This window comes from Shewanella sp. HL-SH5 (genome assembly GCF_051163755.1).
GTDB classification, from domain to species: Bacteria; Pseudomonadota; Gammaproteobacteria; order Enterobacterales; family Shewanellaceae; genus Shewanella; species Shewanella glacialimarina.
In genome coordinates this window covers 519,192-536,325 of the sequence record NZ_CP195038.1, presented here as the reverse complement: position 1 = coordinate 536,325, position 17,134 = coordinate 519,192, and the positions used below count along the sequence as shown (strand labels likewise).

The 17,134-nt window shown below is 43.2% G+C and carries 13 protein-coding genes and 1 pseudogene; 6 read left to right on the top strand and 8 right to left on the bottom strand.

The genetic code is table 11. The annotated features are described in order from the left end of the window. Positions 1-113: 113 nt before the first annotated feature. Together ACRWQM_RS02195 and ACRWQM_RS02190 are read right to left on the bottom strand one after the other, a co-directional pair. Positions 114-602 carry a GNAT family N-acetyltransferase gene (locus ACRWQM_RS02195; RefSeq protein ID WP_434931117.1) on the bottom strand — a complete coding sequence of 163 codons (489 nt, stop codon included), beginning with the start codon at positions 600-602 and terminating at the stop codon, positions 114-116. Then, positions 595-987 carry a hypothetical protein gene (locus ACRWQM_RS02190; protein ID WP_434931116.1) on the bottom strand — a complete coding sequence of 131 codons (393 nt, stop codon included), beginning with the start codon at positions 985-987 and terminating at the stop codon, positions 595-597. The genes ACRWQM_RS02195 and ACRWQM_RS02190 overlap by 8 nt, the downstream gene beginning before the upstream one ends. 192 nt (positions 988-1,179) lie before the next feature. Here ACRWQM_RS02190 and ACRWQM_RS02185 point away from each other — a divergent pair, with 192 nt between their 5' ends. Together ACRWQM_RS02185 and ACRWQM_RS02180 are read left to right on the top strand one after the other, a co-directional pair. Then, positions 1,180-1,806 carry a DsbA family protein gene (locus ACRWQM_RS02185; protein WP_434931115.1) on the top strand — a complete coding sequence of 209 codons (627 nt, stop codon included), beginning with the start codon at positions 1,180-1,182 and terminating at the stop codon, positions 1,804-1,806. 24 nt (positions 1,807-1,830) lie between these two features. Then, a complete protein-coding gene (locus ACRWQM_RS02180) occupies positions 1,831-2,385 on the top strand; it encodes a protein tyrosine phosphatase family protein (RefSeq protein ID WP_434931114.1) in 555 nt (184 codons plus the stop codon). 242 nt (positions 2,386-2,627) lie between these two features. On the opposite strand, the gene ACRWQM_RS02175 is transcribed toward ACRWQM_RS02180, so the two are convergent. After that, positions 2,628-3,860 (bottom strand): glycerophosphodiester phosphodiesterase family protein, encoded by a 1,233-nt coding sequence (locus ACRWQM_RS02175; RefSeq protein ID WP_434931957.1) that lies wholly within the window; start codon positions 3,858-3,860, stop codon positions 2,628-2,630. A 427-nt stretch (positions 3,861-4,287) separates the two neighbouring features. Here ACRWQM_RS02175 and mtgA point away from each other — a divergent pair, with 427 nt between their 5' ends. The 4 genes and pseudogenes from mtgA to ACRWQM_RS02155 all read left to right on the top strand — a co-directional run. Further along, entirely contained in the window at positions 4,288-4,962 is a 675-nt protein-coding gene (mtgA, locus tag ACRWQM_RS02170; RefSeq protein WP_434931113.1) for a monofunctional biosynthetic peptidoglycan transglycosylase, read from the top strand. 120 nt (positions 4,963-5,082) lie between these two features. Beyond that, entirely contained in the window at positions 5,083-7,017 is a 1,935-nt protein-coding gene (locus ACRWQM_RS02165) for a B12-binding domain-containing radical SAM protein (RefSeq protein ID WP_434931112.1), read from the top strand. A gap of 123 nt (positions 7,018-7,140) precedes the next feature. After that, on the top strand, positions 7,141-7,662 hold the full coding sequence (locus ACRWQM_RS02160; protein ID WP_434931111.1) for a hypothetical protein: 522 nt from the start codon (positions 7,141-7,143) through the stop codon (positions 7,660-7,662). Between the two features lie 23 nt (positions 7,663-7,685). Continuing rightward, a pseudogene (locus ACRWQM_RS02155) lies at positions 7,686-7,844 on the top strand (IS982 family transposase); the annotation flags it as partial. 32 nt (positions 7,845-7,876) lie between these two features. Here ACRWQM_RS02155 and ACRWQM_RS02150 read toward each other — a convergent pair. The 5 genes from ACRWQM_RS02150 to ACRWQM_RS02130 form a co-directional block, all read right to left on the bottom strand. Further along, positions 7,877-8,320: an energy transducer TonB gene (locus ACRWQM_RS02150; protein ID WP_434931110.1), complete on the bottom strand. Its 444-nt coding sequence runs from the start codon at positions 8,318-8,320 to the stop codon at positions 7,877-7,879. A 720-nt stretch (positions 8,321-9,040) separates the two neighbouring features. Next, positions 9,041-9,796 carry a substrate-binding periplasmic protein gene (locus ACRWQM_RS02145; protein ID WP_434931109.1) on the bottom strand — a complete coding sequence of 252 codons (756 nt, stop codon included), beginning with the start codon at positions 9,794-9,796 and terminating at the stop codon, positions 9,041-9,043. A 309-nt stretch (positions 9,797-10,105) separates the two neighbouring features. Next, positions 10,106-11,077, bottom strand: a complete 972-nt coding sequence (locus ACRWQM_RS02140; protein ID WP_434931108.1) for a hypothetical protein — start codon at positions 11,075-11,077, stop codon at positions 10,106-10,108. 255 nt (positions 11,078-11,332) lie between these two features. Next, the gene (locus ACRWQM_RS02135) at positions 11,333-14,041 is read right to left on the bottom strand and encodes a TonB-dependent receptor domain-containing protein (protein ID WP_434931107.1); all 2,709 of its coding nucleotides are present in this window, start codon (positions 14,039-14,041) and stop codon (positions 11,333-11,335) included. Positions 14,042-14,134: 93 nt separating this feature from the next. Beyond that, positions 14,135-16,975: a hypothetical protein gene (locus tag ACRWQM_RS02130; RefSeq protein WP_434931106.1), complete on the bottom strand. Its 2,841-nt coding sequence runs from the start codon at positions 16,973-16,975 to the stop codon at positions 14,135-14,137. Positions 16,976-17,134: the final 159 nt, after the last annotated feature.

The following is a 17,134-nucleotide window of genomic DNA, read 5'->3' as shown; positions in this document are numbered from 1 at the left end:
ATGAAGGCAAGATTTTAGCATTAGCGGGTTAAATCATAAATGTTCTTTCGTTATTCGCACGATAAAAATGCGCCAACCCTATTGTCACTAAGCACTTTTAAACACCACTTTCATTAATCGGCTTTTCTATACAAGCCTAATCCTTCAGGTAAGCCTATGGCTTGCTCAGCCGTCAACTCCACTGGCATAAAGCCATATCGTTTAATCACCTTTAGTGAGCCAATATTATGCGCGGCTATATAGGCAAATAATGGCGTTTTGGGCAGTAAAGGTAAAAACAACTCTAAAGCTTGAGTGGCTATGCCCCGCCCCCAATATTCACGGTTAATCCAGTAACCTATTAAACGTCCATTTTCAATCAAGCTATCTTTAGGGTCGCACCAACTTAGCATGCTGCCTATAAGCTTACCTTGCTGCCATATTCCTTGTGCTATCGCGTCCGGTACGCCTATAACTTTTTGTTGCCAATGTAAATAAAAGTCGGCTTTATCTCGTGCAGGAAAGTCTGCCATTTTGCTTGCTACAGGGTCACTTTCAAACGCAAATAAGGTGGCTAAATCAGCCTCCGTTATTGGCACTAAACTCAGTGGAACATTATTCATTTAACGCATTTTTAGCTAATGATTTAGACGAAGGTTTAGTCGATGATTTAAGTGATAATTTAGGCGTTAGTAAAGATAAAATCTTTTCAGTCCACTCTTTAGGTGAATTCAGAATAAAACGAAACTTTTGACTATCTAAAGTAATCACTTGAATAGAATCAGCATCCACAGGAATCACTCCTGTACCGCGGCTCCAGCAAGTGGTTACCGACTTAATATTATCCAACTCTATTGCATAAGGACCGTAAGCGAGGTCTTGATTAAAAGGTTGAAAATGTAAGTACTCTTCCTCAATCCATAGCGTACCCTCAGCACGAAATGCGCCTTTTTGAATGGTTGCGTCAATTGAATCAGTGACATCGTTGGACAAGCCCATTACGAACATACGTCTCTCCTTTTGTGATCAAGATCATTATTATAACGACTGTTAAGGGCTTCTCAAGCTTTACATTATTTATTTAGTGCTTTGAAAAATAGCTAATTTCCGACCTCCTTTCAGCACTATTTAAACAATACTTAAAAGATGCGTAAACTATGTCATTATGTGGATAAGTGTCAGATGATTAGCAAAATAACCATGAATAAAGCGATTCTGTATTATGTTTACGACCCTATGTGCAGCTGGTGCTGGGGCTACCAACCAACGTGGACAAAACTGCAAAATCAGTTAGCAATGTTTACCGATAAACTAGCCATTGAATTAACAGTCGGTGGCTTAGCACCCGACTGTAATACCCCTATGCCAGTGGAGATGCAGCAATTTTTGCAGCAAACATGGCATAACATACACCAGCAACTCGGCACTGAGTTTAATCACGATTTTTGGACTGTGTGCCAGCCAAGACGCTCAACCTACCCAAGTTGCCGCGCAGCTTTGGTGGCAAGAGCATCAGGCTTAGAAGCGCAAATGATTAATGCCATTCAACAAGCCTATTATTTACGGGCAAAAAACCCGTCTGATATTGCTGTGTTATCTGAGCTGGCGGTCAGCATAGGCATGGATAAAAACCATTTTGAGCAACAGATGCATAGTGAAGAAGTGGAGCAACAGTTAATGGCCGAAATAACTCAAGCAAGGCAACTGCCTATTCAAGGGTTTCCGTCATTAGTGTTACTGCATAATCAACAGTTTTACCCAATCAAGCTAGATTATCAGCACTGTGAAACCAGCCTAGACCAGATTAAGCGCCTTATTGAAGGTTAAATAAAAGCCAAAGCAGGATAACAAATGAAATTATTACACATCATCATCCATCTCGTGGCATCACTTCTTTTTATAAGCACACACACTATGGCCAACAACGACAACTTAGATACCCGTAAATTACAGCAGATTAAAGCGGTTAAATTTAACCAAAATCAAGTTATTACCGCAGGTTTACCTACGCCGGAGCAATTTGCATTATTGCAACAAGCTGGCGTTAAAACCGTCATAAACTTAATCCCCAATGACAACCCCAATGCGCTTAAAAATGAACAACAAATAGTGACTGGTTTGGGTATGGGTTACCACAATATCAGCGTTGATTGGCAACAACCCAAGCTTGAAGATGTGGAACAATTTTTTGCGTTAATGAAGGCCAATAACAATCAACCTGTGGTTGTGCACTGTGCTGCCAATTATCGTGCCTCGGCGTTTTATTATCTTTATTTAGCCACTCAGCAAGATCAACAGGTCGATATTAATGACACTTTGTCGCCATGGGGAGACTTACAAAAAAGTTTCGAAGAGTATCCGCAGTGGCAAGCTTTGATTGAAACCGTAAAACAGAAATATAAATAAGCCCGCCAGGTACTTTGATGCTAGATGCCAATTAAAAGGGGAAATTGATTAACGCTGCAACTTTGCTATAAAGCGAATAAATAGCCATAAAAAAGCGGGATGATTATCCCGCTTTTTACTATGTTAAATCAGCCAACCTACTCGCGCACTACCTACTACATACCAATCAATTAAATAATCAGGCACTAATAGTAAAATCAACAAATAGGCAAAGCGACTCAGTCTACAAAGCTCGCTATAGCTTACTTATCCATACAGTTAGCATAGTAAGTTACCGTAGCGGGCCAGTCTGAAAATACGCCTATTACCCCAACATCTTTTGCTAACACATCTAACAGCTCAAAGGTGTCACCTTCATTATCAATCGCATCGGCAATGCTTTGATAATACCAACCTCCAGCGCCTTGGCTAAGGGGCCCTGAACGCTCAAGTGACCAGGCAATTATTTTAAGACCTGCTGCAGTCGCTGCTTTGGCATATTCAGAAGGGACTATCGCCTTATTCTCATCTAAAGTGACTAACACCCATAATGGCGGTGCAATAATCTTCACACCATCTGCCGCCAAAGTCTCCATGCTCGGTGACCAGGTGGCGCTATTTTGGGGATCAAAACCACTGCTAAAATCATAACGATCATCTAAATACACAGCTTGATCAGCAAACTCTGGCGCATTGGCTATCCAGTATTTAACATCATCTAAATTAAATGACTGTGGGAACACCTGCGAAGCATCAACCCCAGCCGCCGCATACTCATCTAGCATTTTTTGGGCGTAATCTTGTTGAGTAAAGCCATCATAGGGCATGCTCACAATGGCCGATTTAAGCTCTGGCGTCATCTTTACCCCGGCAGCTTTAAACAAAGCAATACTTTCAGCGTGGGTCATTAAGGTGCCATTACCTGCGTACAGGTCTGTGCGCCAATTTGGTGTACCATCAATAAACTCTGCAACTGTGGTCGCTTTTGAATTAAAACCATCCATCTTGCCTTTTAAGGTTTTAAATTCAGCTAGGCTGATATCACTGGTACAACACGTGGCTGTTGCGCTAACCCCGTTAGCTGCATCGGCTGGCGAGAAAGGCACTGAACATTTATTGGCAAGCGCTGGAATGGCCAAAATATTTGTGGTGGTGGCTAAGTCACACTGTGAGTGGCGACATACGAGTTCTTTGTCTGCGGTAAAAGTAACGTCACATTCAACAATACCCGCACCAGAATCAATCGCTGCTTGATAGGCTTCTTTAGTGTGCTCAGGAAACTGCATTGATGCACCACGATGCCCAATCGAAAAGTCCGTGCGATAAAATGGCCCCGACTCGCATTGTACCAATTGAGTTTTTAGCTCGCTGGCTTGCATTTGATCGACTAAAAATAGCGGTCTAGGACCAACTTGAACGCTAACACTTTTATCAACGCCTACTGAGCTAGCATCATCATTATTATCGTTACTGTTGCAGCCTGAAACCCATAGCATACTGGCCAAAACAGAAATAACTCCCAGTATTACGCTTTTTTGCCTTGTCATCTTATTGCTCCATATTGTCGTGCTGTCATGCCTGTTGTTATGCATTTTTGCAATAATACACGCTGAATTAACTGATTATCAGCACTAGCTTACGCAGTGAATATGACGAAAATATCGAATTAATATGACAAGATTAATGGCGCCCAGATGAGCGTTAATTGTGAGCTATTCAGTATTGATATGTACAGAAATAGCAGCCGATAACAAATGCTAATTAAAGCAGAATCAATCACTACAGCTATAATAAAGCCAGCTAACCTTAGAAAAAATTTAAACAAGGCAGATTAGAATTTGGTCTTAATGCGCTTATCCTATACTCTTGCGCGTCGATAGCGACCAGCACAAGAATCTGGCTAAATATAACAAAGAGGCGTTAATGCAAAATCGTACACGGGGAGTTTTCGGCTGGACATGGTATGTCATGTGGCGATTAATGCTGGTACTCGCGTTATTGTTACTGGCATTAAGGTTTATCGCACCGCCCACTACGTCATTTATGTTGCAAAGCCCTTACCCTGTGAGCTATCAGTGGATAAGCATTGATAAGCTACCATCGCATATCCCGCTGGCAATGGTCGCCTCAGAAGACCAACTATTTACTAAACATTTTGGGGTCGATTTAAGCGCCATCACTAAAGCCCTTGACCAACATGATGATGGCAAAGGCCTTCGGGGTGCTAGTACACTCACCCAACAAACCGCCAAAAATCTTCTATTATGGCCAGGGCGAAGCTTTATTCGCAAAGGCTTAGAAGCCATGTTGGCCATTAGCCTTGAAGTCATTTGGGGTAAAAAACGTATTCTAGAAGTGTATATAAACGTGGCTGAATTTGGCCAAGGAATTTACGGCGTAGAAGCCGCAAGTCAGCACTATTTTAATAAATCGGCTCGTTATCTCAGCAAAAATGAAGCCGCACGGCTGGCCGTGCTACTGCCCAGCCCTCGCAAACGTAATCCTAATAATTTCAGCCCTTATCTAAGCCAAAGAGCGGTTTGGGTTGAGCGACAAATGAAACAGCTTGGTAGTGGCTATCTAGAGACCATTCTTTAATTTACGGCGCTTTTTTACAGGCCATTTGTTAGAATTGATCATTATTTTATCGCAGCAACATTTGCTGCCAATATTCTGTTTCGCAATAAGCATTCAGGTTTTACTATTTAAAGGCAGGCTATGACCGTTCTTCTAATGACTCCACCCATGACTCAACTTAATACGCCGTACCCAGCAACGGCGTATTTAACGGGTTTTTTACGCTCACGGGGCTATGAGGCGGTGCAGCGGGACCCTGCTATTGAGTTGTTTCTTGAAATGATGACCGCGCCAGCGCTAGAGATTATTCGCCAGCATGTCGAAGAAAACTTTGAACACTTTGAAGACGATGAGCTGCCCGATGTGATCTTCAATTTTCTAGCTGAATACGATCGTTACCTGCTGGCCGTTGAGCCCGCGATCCGCTTTTTACAGGGTAAAGACCCAAGCTTGGCGATGCGAATTAACTCGCGCCGTTTTTTACCCGAAGGCCCAGCCTTTGACACCATAGCGCAGATGGAAGAAATATCAGGCGATGTATTGCAAGCGGCCTTTGGTAATTTAGGTGTGCAAGATAAAGCCAAATATCTCGCCACCTTGTTTATTAATGATCTGTCGAACGTGATCACCCAAGGCGTCGACCCATATTTTGAAGTCAGCCGTTATGGCGAAAAGTTAGCATCAGCCAACCCAAGCTTTGACAATTTATACGACACCTTAATGGGCGAACCGAGTTTCAGTTCAGAAATTTTGGAGCAGTTGGTCGAGATGTATCTTGAATACACGCAGCCAAGCGTAGTCGCACTAACCGTGCCGTTTCCCGGTAATATGCTCGGCGCGTTACGTATTGCACAAACCTGTAAAGCTATTAACCCTGACATCCCTATCGTTATGGGCGGCGGGTTTGTTAATACCGAGCTGCGTGCACTTAAAGACCCTAGGGTATTCGAATTTGTCGATTATATCTGTCTTGACGACGGCGAACGCCCGCTTATCACCCTGCTGGAATACTTTGAAGGCGAGCGCACGATAGACGAGTTAGTGCGCACTTACTTTCTAGCCGAAGATGAAAATGGTGAGCCCTATGTGCATCTAAATCAAAACACCGAACTGCACGATATTCCACAGGTCGAAGTTGGCGCCCCTATTTACGATGGCCTACCACTAGGCGAATACCTATCGTTATGTGAAATGCTTAACCCAATGCACCGTATTTGGAGTGATGGCCGCTGGAACAAACTCACCATAGCCCATGGCTGTTACTGGCGTAAATGCAGTTTTTGCGATGTCAGCTTAGATTATATCGACCGCTACGACACTGCTGGCGCTGATATTCTAGTTGACCGCATCGAAGCACTTATCGAAGAAACCGGACAAACAGGTTTTCATTTTGTCGACGAAGCCTTACCGCCAAAAACCTTATTTGCCTTTGCAAAACGGTTGATTGAACGCAATGTGGTCATCAGTTGGTGGGGCAATATCCGCTTTGAGCGCACCTTTAGCCCAGACCGCTGCCAATTGCTGGCAGACTCAGGCTGTATCGCGGTCAGCGGCGGCCTTGAAGTGGCCTCAGACAGACTGCTTAAACTGATGAAAAAAGGCGTCAGTGTTGAGCGCGTCGCCCACGTGACTAAAGCTTTTAGTGACGCGGGTATTTTGGTGCATGCTTATTTAATGTATGGCTTCCCCACTCAAACCGAGCAAGAAACCGTTGATTCACTGGAAATGGTGCGCCAATTGATGCAACAAGGCTGTTTTCAGTCAGCCTACTGGCACCGCTTTGTCGCCACCATCCACAGCCCTATTGGCATGAATCCTGAGCAATTCGGCATTACCCTAGCTGAACGGCCAGAGATTTTATTCGCTGAAAACGATGTCGACTTCACTGACCCAACCGGCACGGATCATGACATGCTTGGCGAAGGGCTACGTAAAGCGCTTTACAATTATATGCACGGCATTGGCTTTGAACAGCCAATGAGCTTTTGGTTTAACCAGAACGTTGCCCGCACGACGATGAAAAAAGATTTGATTTCAAAAGCGGTGAACAATTTTATTTTGAGCAGTGAAGCGTAATTAGAGCCAAGTGAAAGGGCACTAAATATATGTGTATGGAAGTTAAATAAATTGTCCAATAGCCGTTTTGATATGAATAAATCTAGACCGTAGAAACAACAAGAGTACATGATAAGAAATAATATGAAAATTTTACACTTTTTGGGGTTTATGTTCATTCTAGGAGGCTGTCAAATGCCTTATCAGTCAGCTGTAGATGGCGGACCTGGTTATCGAAGTTTTGAACCCATAGCACATTGTCATGACATTAAATTCCAGGCTGGAGGTGGATGGTACGACACTGACATTCTTGCCAAATATTGGCATCGTCGCGCCAGTGAACTTTGCCCACAAGGCTACGAATACAATGAATTATCGATTTACGCCAAAACTGGAAGCTTTAAGATGCAGATTGGCGGTGCGTCAAACGATATCGCTTCTCCAAGTCATTATATAACGGGCATTGCAATGTGCTTAAGCGCATCGAGTCGTTTAGTTGGCACTGAATATCCTGTCGATAAAACAAGTATGCTTGGGACGAAAATTGGACAAATCTTATATCCTATGTGTACGTCTAAAAAATCCGATGATTCAATAAAAAAATGGCTCGGCGAACAAAGTATTATAGAAATACCTGCATTTCTAGAGAGTGACAAAAAAATCTAAAAATGGGCGGCATAGTAAACTTCCTTAAAAACACCTCACAAATCGAACATTCGAGACGCCAAAGTGTTCATGGTTTTATACTGAATATGATTGGTGCCTTAATCGCCTAACAACTCAAAGAGAATAAGCCACAACTCAATATCACAGATGTTAATTTCAATGCGATTTCTGTTATGGCTTAAACCGAACTCAGGTTAGTCTATTGTTATACGAATTAACTACACGCTAATTGTGCTTGTTGTTTACAAGCGCTCTGAGATTGCTCTGTAGATTCGCCTCCCATACAGAAATCCAACCTCACAGTTCTTTTTTCAGCAACGCCTTCTGTATCTGTTTTAGCTGGCACCCATTTCCATTGTTGAAGCATTTTACGTGAGTATTTACCAAGGTCCTTTTTAGGTACAGAGTTAACAATCTCAATATTTTCAGTGTTACCTGATTCCGAGATATTGAAAGATAAAACAGCACAACCTTTGATTCCTGAACGAGCAAGCTCTATTGGGTATTTGGGAGTGTTTTGATTTGCACGCTCCCATATAAAATCATTAGTTGGGGCTACATTTGTGACCTGTACATCGCCGTAAAGCATATTGTTTTTAGCGAGAGCACTTACCGAAGCTACCGCAAGAAAGATCGGGATTAATTTTAAAGTTTTCATATACACTCCATTGTTAGAATTATTCACATAGCGTCGCGAACACAGGGCGAGTTATAGCAAAGCCTAAACTGTATCATTGCTGTCAATGTGCTTGACTTTGTTATATTGGTAGGCAATTTCAAATTATGTTTACCCTGTCCAGACTATACTTTAATCTATTTCAAAAAAAAACAATTAAGGTCAAAGCTTTATCTGCACTCGCTCATGAGCTTGGCCGCTGGGTCTATTTTATGTTGTAAATTAGTTGAGCCAGTAATTGTTAGGTCAGGGTAAACTTTATAGAGGGGCGGATTGGCACATATATGGTGGCTTTTTCTTCCCTAAATGGCGCACTCGATGATTAAATTCGACGCTACCCAACTCTGTCCTTAAGCCGTCATAACTTAACCTATTTTGTATATTAAATTCAATTTTTTACTTTATTTTTATTGGCTGAGTTACTATCCAGCAATCGTGGAACGCCATGTTTTTTTTGATTTTTTTTGATGTTTTTTACTTTAATGAATATCTGCGGAGTACAACCGCTTCTATTAGGATGAGCAGCATAAACAGAACAACAAGGACGAACGGTTAAATAGATAGCTTAGGTAAAAAGCCTTCGGTGGGAGACGAATGTCCTAATTCACCGAAAGCATCTATGTGAGTGACTATATATCGGCTTAGTATCTTGCTTGCACAAGGCCAAATGGATTTAGAATGGTTGACTATAGTGACAAACAATTACTGCCAATCACTGATCCCATAAGAGGATAATATTTTTTCAAATTCACCCGATCCCCTCAGTTTTGCAGTCCCTTCATCAATCAACTTGATGTAGCCTGCAGAAGTCGCTTTTGCCGGACTGCAGGCAATGTACATTTCGGTCGCCTCGCCCAAAGAGCCCGCTGCTACTATGCCACTGACGCCCATTTTTTTAAGTTTTGCCTCCATAACACTGGGGGATTCGGCAACAACATTTACCCTTCCCGCCACGAGCTTTTTAATATTGTTTTCAAGGCCATTATTTGCGCCTATGGCATCGAACATACTTGGGTTATCAATAACATATTGATCAAATTCATCACCGTAAGCATAACCTTTAATTATCGCAATCTTATTTCCTTGAAATGATGCCAATCCGCTGTAATTCCAGCTGTCGCCTGCTTTAACAAAAAATACCGTACTGTCCATTCCCCAAGGTGCCTGAGGATAGACAAAATCTGGCGCATCATCTTTGTAGGCGCCAACCACACAGTCAAATTCACCCTTGCGCACTGAGTCGACAGCACGTTCCCAAGGCATTAATTTGTAATCAACCGTGTGACCGGCTGCAGTAAAAATATGAGTTGCTAATTCAATCATATAACCTGGTTGCTGAGCGTTGGGTTGGCCATTCATGGGAAACCAATTGTCAGCTCGGATGCTAATGGTATCGGCTAATATTGCGCTACTACTAAAAACAGAAACTAATATTAATGACTTTGTAAATGCCTGCATAGCGAGTCCTTTGATGAGTTTTTTTGAATTGCCTTGGATTAAAAGTAGACTGCATAGTGACACTTAGCAACATTTAGGTTTTATAGCAGAGTTGTGTCCGGTTCGTTTTTTGTTACGATAAGTTGAATATCTTGATGGGTCGGCATGAGTATGACTGAGCCATTTTTATAATGAAACAAGACAACTTTTTTAATTAATATTATCAATAACTTGAGTGGTTATCACTATAACCAAAAGACACAATCACTTTCACTTTCCGACCAAAGCATCAAGGCGTTAATGGCCATAGGCCCCAAATAAAAGTGCTAGTTAATGCTGGAGCTGATAGGGCCTCAAATCCACTTTATATAATGGCGCTGGCAGCCGCTCTGAGGTGATGTAAATGCTGTGACCATCTTGACTGAACCCCACGGCTTCGGCTTGGATTATTGATGGTAAGCTAATTTGTTTAGGCGCTGACGACAACAGCGTTAGCCAATCACCGGGCTGTGATTGGCTAAAATAAAAAGCATGGGTGTAGGTTAACACCACAGCAGATAATCCATCTGCGGATATGTCCATTGCGGTGGGTTTTCCGGCAAAACCTATCCAGGTATAGATACTGGCATAATCAAGTACGGCCGTGGGTAACGCAGCGATGTCACCCAACCTTTTGGCCTGCTTGTTAAATGTTTGAATCGATTGATTGCTTGATTGGCCTAGGCCTGAGATCGGACTGATTAAAGGTAATTCGTATAAAATGGGCTGTTTATCGCGTTTTGTCAGTAATAGTATTTTTTGCTTAGCCACATCAACCGCGACTGATTCACTGTCGCGAGCGCCGTCCTCATAGGTAAAGGTCATACTCCAAAGAGGTTTAACAGACAGTGTTTTTTGGCCATTAAGCTGGCTTAAATCAGGTTCTTTTATAAGATGTAATTGATATTGTGTTCGCTGCTGTGAGTTGTCACCAATATCGGCTATTAACAAATACGCTTGTCCCTGGTAAACAAACGAGGCGATATCTTCCCAATCGGTATTTATTACGCCATTAACATTCAGTGTGACCAACTGATTACCGCTAGTGTCTATTGCAAATAACCTTGCGGTGTCGCCACTGTCGTTATGTGTCCAAAGTATTTGTTCATTCAAACGTGATACTGCTAGGCCGCTGGCTTCATCAATTAATGGTGCGTTAATACTGCCCGTTTGAGTCACTCCCGTCTGCATAGCACACGCATTGGTCGATAGTGCCAATAGAACATACAACAGGTATTTAAGGCGGTTAAACATAGTCGTCATTCACTCAAGGCTTAGGGGTTAATCGGTATTGATCAATATTGACAGTAACAATTAGCAGCAACGCATGATCTAGTAAAAGTGATTTTGATGCAACTGCGGTAAACAAAAAGAAAAAGGCCACTTTCTCGTTCCAAAGAAAGTGGCCATACACATTTTTAGCAGCTGAAATGATGAGTAAAAGCGGCTAAAAATCAGTACTTGGTTTTACTGCGTTCAACTTATATTGCTAGCCAACTAAGGGGGTCACAATGAGTATTAATACTCGTAACTGAACTGCACTGTGTATTCTGTGCCAGGGTCTTTGGCATACACTTGAATATCTTGTTGATCATATTCGGTCACTTCACCCAACAGATTTTTCGCTTTTAACTTAACCGCCAAACTGGTGGTGGGGAAAAAGCTGTAAGTAAAGTCTAAGCTGTGGAATGGTTTTTCATACACATCATCTAGACCACCACGGCCGCCGTAAGCAATACGCTCACCAAACACGTTATAAACCAAAGTGGCGCTGTGATAACTGTTAGATGAATCGTAACTTAACTGCACGTTGGCAACCCAGGCAGAATGCCCTGTCATGCGACGTGTATTGTTAGTCGGGTCAATTTCGCCATTGGGTGCGATGGTAATTTCTGAATCACCTAAGGTCACGTTACCGGCAACAAAGAAGTCTTCCCACATGCTGCCTTCACTGATGAAGTCTAGCGTTTGTAAAAACTCGGCTTCAATACCATAAATATAACCCGACTCAGCGTTATAAAACTTAAGCTGGCGACCGGCTTCTGAAATACGTTGTATTGGCTCTATTGGCGCGTCTACGTCTTTATAAAACCCGCCTAAGCTGTAGTTGTCACCGGTTTCTGAATAGTATTCCCATCGTAAATCAAGGTTATACATGTCTGAGCTTTTAAGTTCTGGATTACCGAAAAAATCAAAACCTGTGACTGGATCTTGGAATCGAACCGGCGACACTTCACGTAAGTCTGGGCGCACTATGGTTTTACTTGCCCCTAAACGCCATTGGGTGGTGTCGGTTTGCTTCCAGGTGAGTGACATTGATGGGAACCAGCCGTCTTCGGCAATGGCGTAATCTTCTAAATCGTAGCGGCCGCCCTCGTCAGATATTTCTCCTTCTGGGGTTATCGGCAATGTGACACGACGAAAATCTTCATATCGCAAACCTGCATAAACGCGCCATACATCGTCAAAGTCGACATCAAAACTGATAAAGGCGGCATCATTTATCTCTGCTGCTACATAGTCTTCGGTGTCGGTTGAGGCATCTTTCAACTCAAGCCCTAAGATGTCATTATTGATATTGTCATTAGAGAAAATATCATCAAAATCTTGAGATAAAATATTACCATTTGGGTCAGTTGGGCTTAAGTCTACATCTAAACCTAAACGTGTCGCGAAGCTTTCACGGGTGCGTTCGTAATATTGATAGCCTACTTTCACTTTCATTAACGCATCATCAAGCTGTACCGGATAAGCAAAGTCCCAACCGTAGTTTTGGCTTTCGTCCTGTAGATTTGAGTAAACGTATTTAGGGGCATCTTGGGTATTTAGGTTACGCGAAACCGGCTGGTTAGCTTCATCTAAAATAACGTTATAAGTGTATGATAATTCGTTAGGGGCATTACGCTCTGATTTAGCGTCAGAGAACATCCAATTAAACTCGGCATCATTTAATGCTTCAATAAAGTGATGACCTTTAATTTGATTGCTGATTAATGATCTTTCTTCATAATCAATTTCATACACTTGCAGCGCATTAGGTTCACCTAGGGTGTCTATGGTTTCTTCAATACCGACCGACACGTCATCAGAGGTGTCGCGCAGGTAAGTGGTGAAGGTTTCAATTTTATGGTTGTAGCCAATTTCTAACCCAAGGTTAAGCATGGTAGACATTTGCACAATTGAATCTGTCCCCATAACATCTTTTTGGTTTTCAATTTGAGCTTGTTCGCTGTCGCCATCTAACTCCACTTCATACTTGGTGTAGTTTTCAGCTTGCTGTTTATATGAATAAGCCGCCAGCGCGCCAAACACGATATCATCGGAAAAGTCCCAGCGATCACCTATGGCAACGTCGCCTCTAAAGCCTGGGTCGGTACTTTCCGTTTTTACCGCCATGTCGCGGTACATGTCTAAGGCTAATTCACGATTCATTTTTTGCGCAGCGGGATAATTTATAGCCCCGTTTGAGCCACTGACTATGTCTATTGGGCTAATGCCGCCATATTGATTAATGGCGTTATTAATACTTGATGGCATAGCACGAGTGCCGTCATCTTTACCGGTCCAATCATCACCGCCACCGTTGTAGGTATAGGTGTCATTGCTGTCATTAGTATTGAAACGTCCACCAGCAGAGGCTTTGAAAAAGAAGTTAGCCGGAATTGCTTTAGTGCGAATATCGACATGGCCACCACCAAATGCGGCGGGTTTTTCTGCCGAGGCTGACTTTTGTACTGATAAAGATTCAATAATTGATGCCGGAAACATGTCTAATGGCACCACATTTCGGGTTGGATCAGGTGATGGTACTGTTGCACCGTTGAGTGAGGTGCTTGAATAGCGCTCACCTAAACCGCGAACATAAATGAATTTTCCATCTTTTAAGGTTAAACCGGTCACACGGCGCAGCGCTGCTGCGGCATCACCATCACCGGTTCTAGAAATTTGTTCTGAGCCCATAATATCGGCTACAGCAATTTGTTCGCGACGCTCTTCTGTCGCGGCCGAAGCTGAGGTACGTAGTCGCCCAGTAACAGAAATTACCTCAATCGGTTCTATGGGAAAAGATTCTCCAGTCTTATTTGTCGACGCTTCATTGCTTTGTGCTTGCTGTGGATTAGCTGTGTCATCTTGAGCTAAAACCGGTGCGGCAAATGAGGTAACAGAAAGTACCGATATAATTGCGAGGGTTAATTTGTTGGCGGTAAAACTCGGCTTGGTTTTCATACGTTAACAGTCCTGTATGCGGTTCAGAGATAGCCGCTGCTAACATTGCGCATTAGCGAGCGGCTATAAACTTAATTTACGATTAGATTAGGGTTACTGTGGAAAGTAAGCCCAACCTTGACGCCAGTCATTCTGGCCATCGAATGCACCAATAAAGTTGGTTGATTCGAAGAAGTTGTCATCGGTACTTAAGTCTTTACCTGTGCCAATAAGTGCTGCATCTGTTGCCGCTGGCATACCGTCAGTGAGGGTAACCGCTGTTGTAGCGTTACCTTCTTGACCCATAAACCAGGCTTCAACATTGACAGCATTGGCTGTAGCCGCATTATCAGAGCTATATTTGAATGGCTCATTACAGTCGATAATCGAGTGAGACATAGTCAAGGTATTGTTGTTAACGTTGTCGACTAAGCCAGCATAGCTGCCATCTAGTTCTAAACATTCACCAGACTCTGTAGTGCTTGTGCTACCTTTACGACCTTGCACTAACACGTTATAAAGCTCACCTGCTGTGGCTACGCGAAGTAAGATCCCCTCGCCTTTATCACCGCTAGCATTTTCAATGTCTGTACCTGGTAAGATAGTGAAGTTAGCCAGCTTTGGCTTAGATACTGGTGTATCTGTTGCGCCTTTGTGGCTGTCGCCTTCAATACCACGGTTTGCATTGCCATCTTCATGGGTAATGTACACAAACTGTGCTTTACCGGTCCAACCGTTGGTCCAATCTAAGCTGTCATCGAAATTGTGCGTGAGGTAAACATATTTCAAGTTAACCGCGCCACCCCAGAACTCAACACCGTCATCGCCATTAGCATGGACTTGAATGTGGTCTACTTGCGTACCGCTACCCACTGCGGCAAATGAAATACCGTTCATTTCCTGGGTGTCGTTCACTTTAAAGCCAGCATATTTAATCACTACATAGCTTATTTGACCGCTGTTATCAGTGTTGTCGTTACCACCATACGGGAAATCACCGACTTCAAATGATGCATCACAGGCATTTTTATCAGGACAAGTATTGGTTAAACCCTTACCTAAAATCACTAAGCCGCCCCATTGACCGCGTTCGCCCGTTGCACCAGCAATAACGTCCTGCTGTGAGGTCATTTCAATTGGGTGCGCAGCACTGCCCTGAGCCATGATTTTTGAACCACGGCTAACCGCTATGTAGCTGTTATCCGTTGCAAACAACTTAGTGCCCGCTTGAATCGCTAAGGTAGCAGAGTTAGTTTTATCACCACCAATCACTACCGCACCGCCGTCAATTTTGTACATCACGTTTTGACCGGCAAGCAGTGTAGTGTTGTTCAGTACGTTACCCTGTAAAGTACACACTAAAGTAACTGTGTCATCCTTGTATAAACCGGCTACCACTGTTTCAGCAGTTGTACCAACTGGACAAGATGTTAATGTAGGAAGTGTGGTCGGTGCAGGTGCTGTGTCACCGTGGATCGCAGTGGTCCAGCCTAAAGTCCAATCGGTAGTACCGTCGAACGCGCCAATATAAGGTGCATCAACTAAGCGGTCATCAAGGTTACTTAAATCGGCTTTGCCACCGGTTAATGCTACAGATGATGAATTTGGCATATAGTCGGTTAAGTCTGATGCGCCCACTAAGTTACCGCTTTGACCTTGATACCAAGCTTTAACATCTAATGCTAAAGTGCGGCCTTCAGCAGCATCTGCCTTAGCATTTTTAAATGGCTCAACACAATCGATTAAGCTGTTTTCAACGGTTAACTCGCCTGTATTCGCATTGTTGACTGTGTTGTCATCGTTGACTTCTAAACATTCGCCAGAATCAACATCGCCTTTCACTAATAAGTTATAAGCTGTTACGCCTGTACCAACGCGGAATAAGATACCTTCAGCATCGTCACCACCGGCGTGAGTACCGTTAGCCACCTGCATGGTAATGTTAGCGAGTGTTGGTTTAGACATTGGCGTTGCGCTAGCGCTTTTATTGCTGTCAGCTTCGATACCACGGTTTGAGCCGTTGTCAGCTTGACGAATATACACGTGCTGTGCGCTACCTTGCCAACCGTTTGTCCAATCTAACGAGTCATCAAAGTTTTCTGTTAGTACCACGTTTGAAATTGACACGTTACCGCCCCAAAATTCTACGCCGTCATCGTTATTTAAATGCACTTGAATATGGTCAACTTGAGTGCCGCTACCTACACCAGCAAAGCTGATACCGTTCATTTCTTGGGTATCGTTAATTTTAAAGCCGCCAAACTCAACGCGGACGTACTTAATCACACCAGAATTGTCCTGGGTGTTATCACCGCCGTAACTGTGGTTACCAACTTCAAATGACGCATCACAATTTGCTAAGTCAGGACAAGTATTAACCGGTGCATTACCCAGTAACACTAAGCCGCCCCATTGACCCGCTTCGCCTGGTTGGCCTAATGCAGTTTCTGCTGAGGTGAATACGATAGGCGCGGTAGCCGAACCTTCGGCCATTATTTTTGAACCACGACTAATGACTAAATATGAATCACTGCCGCCTAAAATTTTAGTACCAGGCAGAATAGCTAACTCAACTGATTTTTCATTATCGCCACCGGCAACGACTGCGCCATTTAGCAGCCATACAACGTCGTTACCAAGCACGATTTTATCGCCGTTTTGGCCGCCAGTAGAAATGGTTGATGCCGCTGTAGACGGAGCTAATGTGCCTTTTAATTCCCAAACCTCTTTGCCATCAACGGATGCAAAGGTGGTGCTTTTAGTGGCAAAGCCACTATAAGATTTTTGTTGAGCCGTTTCTGTTGGCGTTGTTGGTATTGTTGGTATTGTTGGAGTCGGTGTCACGGTATCGCTACCTGTGTTGATATTGATATCACCACCACAACCCGCAAGCCCTAAAGTTGCTGCTAAAGCAGTAGAAAGCGCCGTAAGTTTAAAAAGGTTTTTCAGTTCCATTGTCATCTCCGAAGACGGATTGCATTTCAAGTTAGTTAGGGTTTAGTGCGCGCCATAGGCATACGCATTTGCTGGTGCATAAAACTAACGAGTAAAAATGACAAAAAGACTGCTTAAAAATGACAATAACATTTCCGCAACATGACAGAATTATGTAAA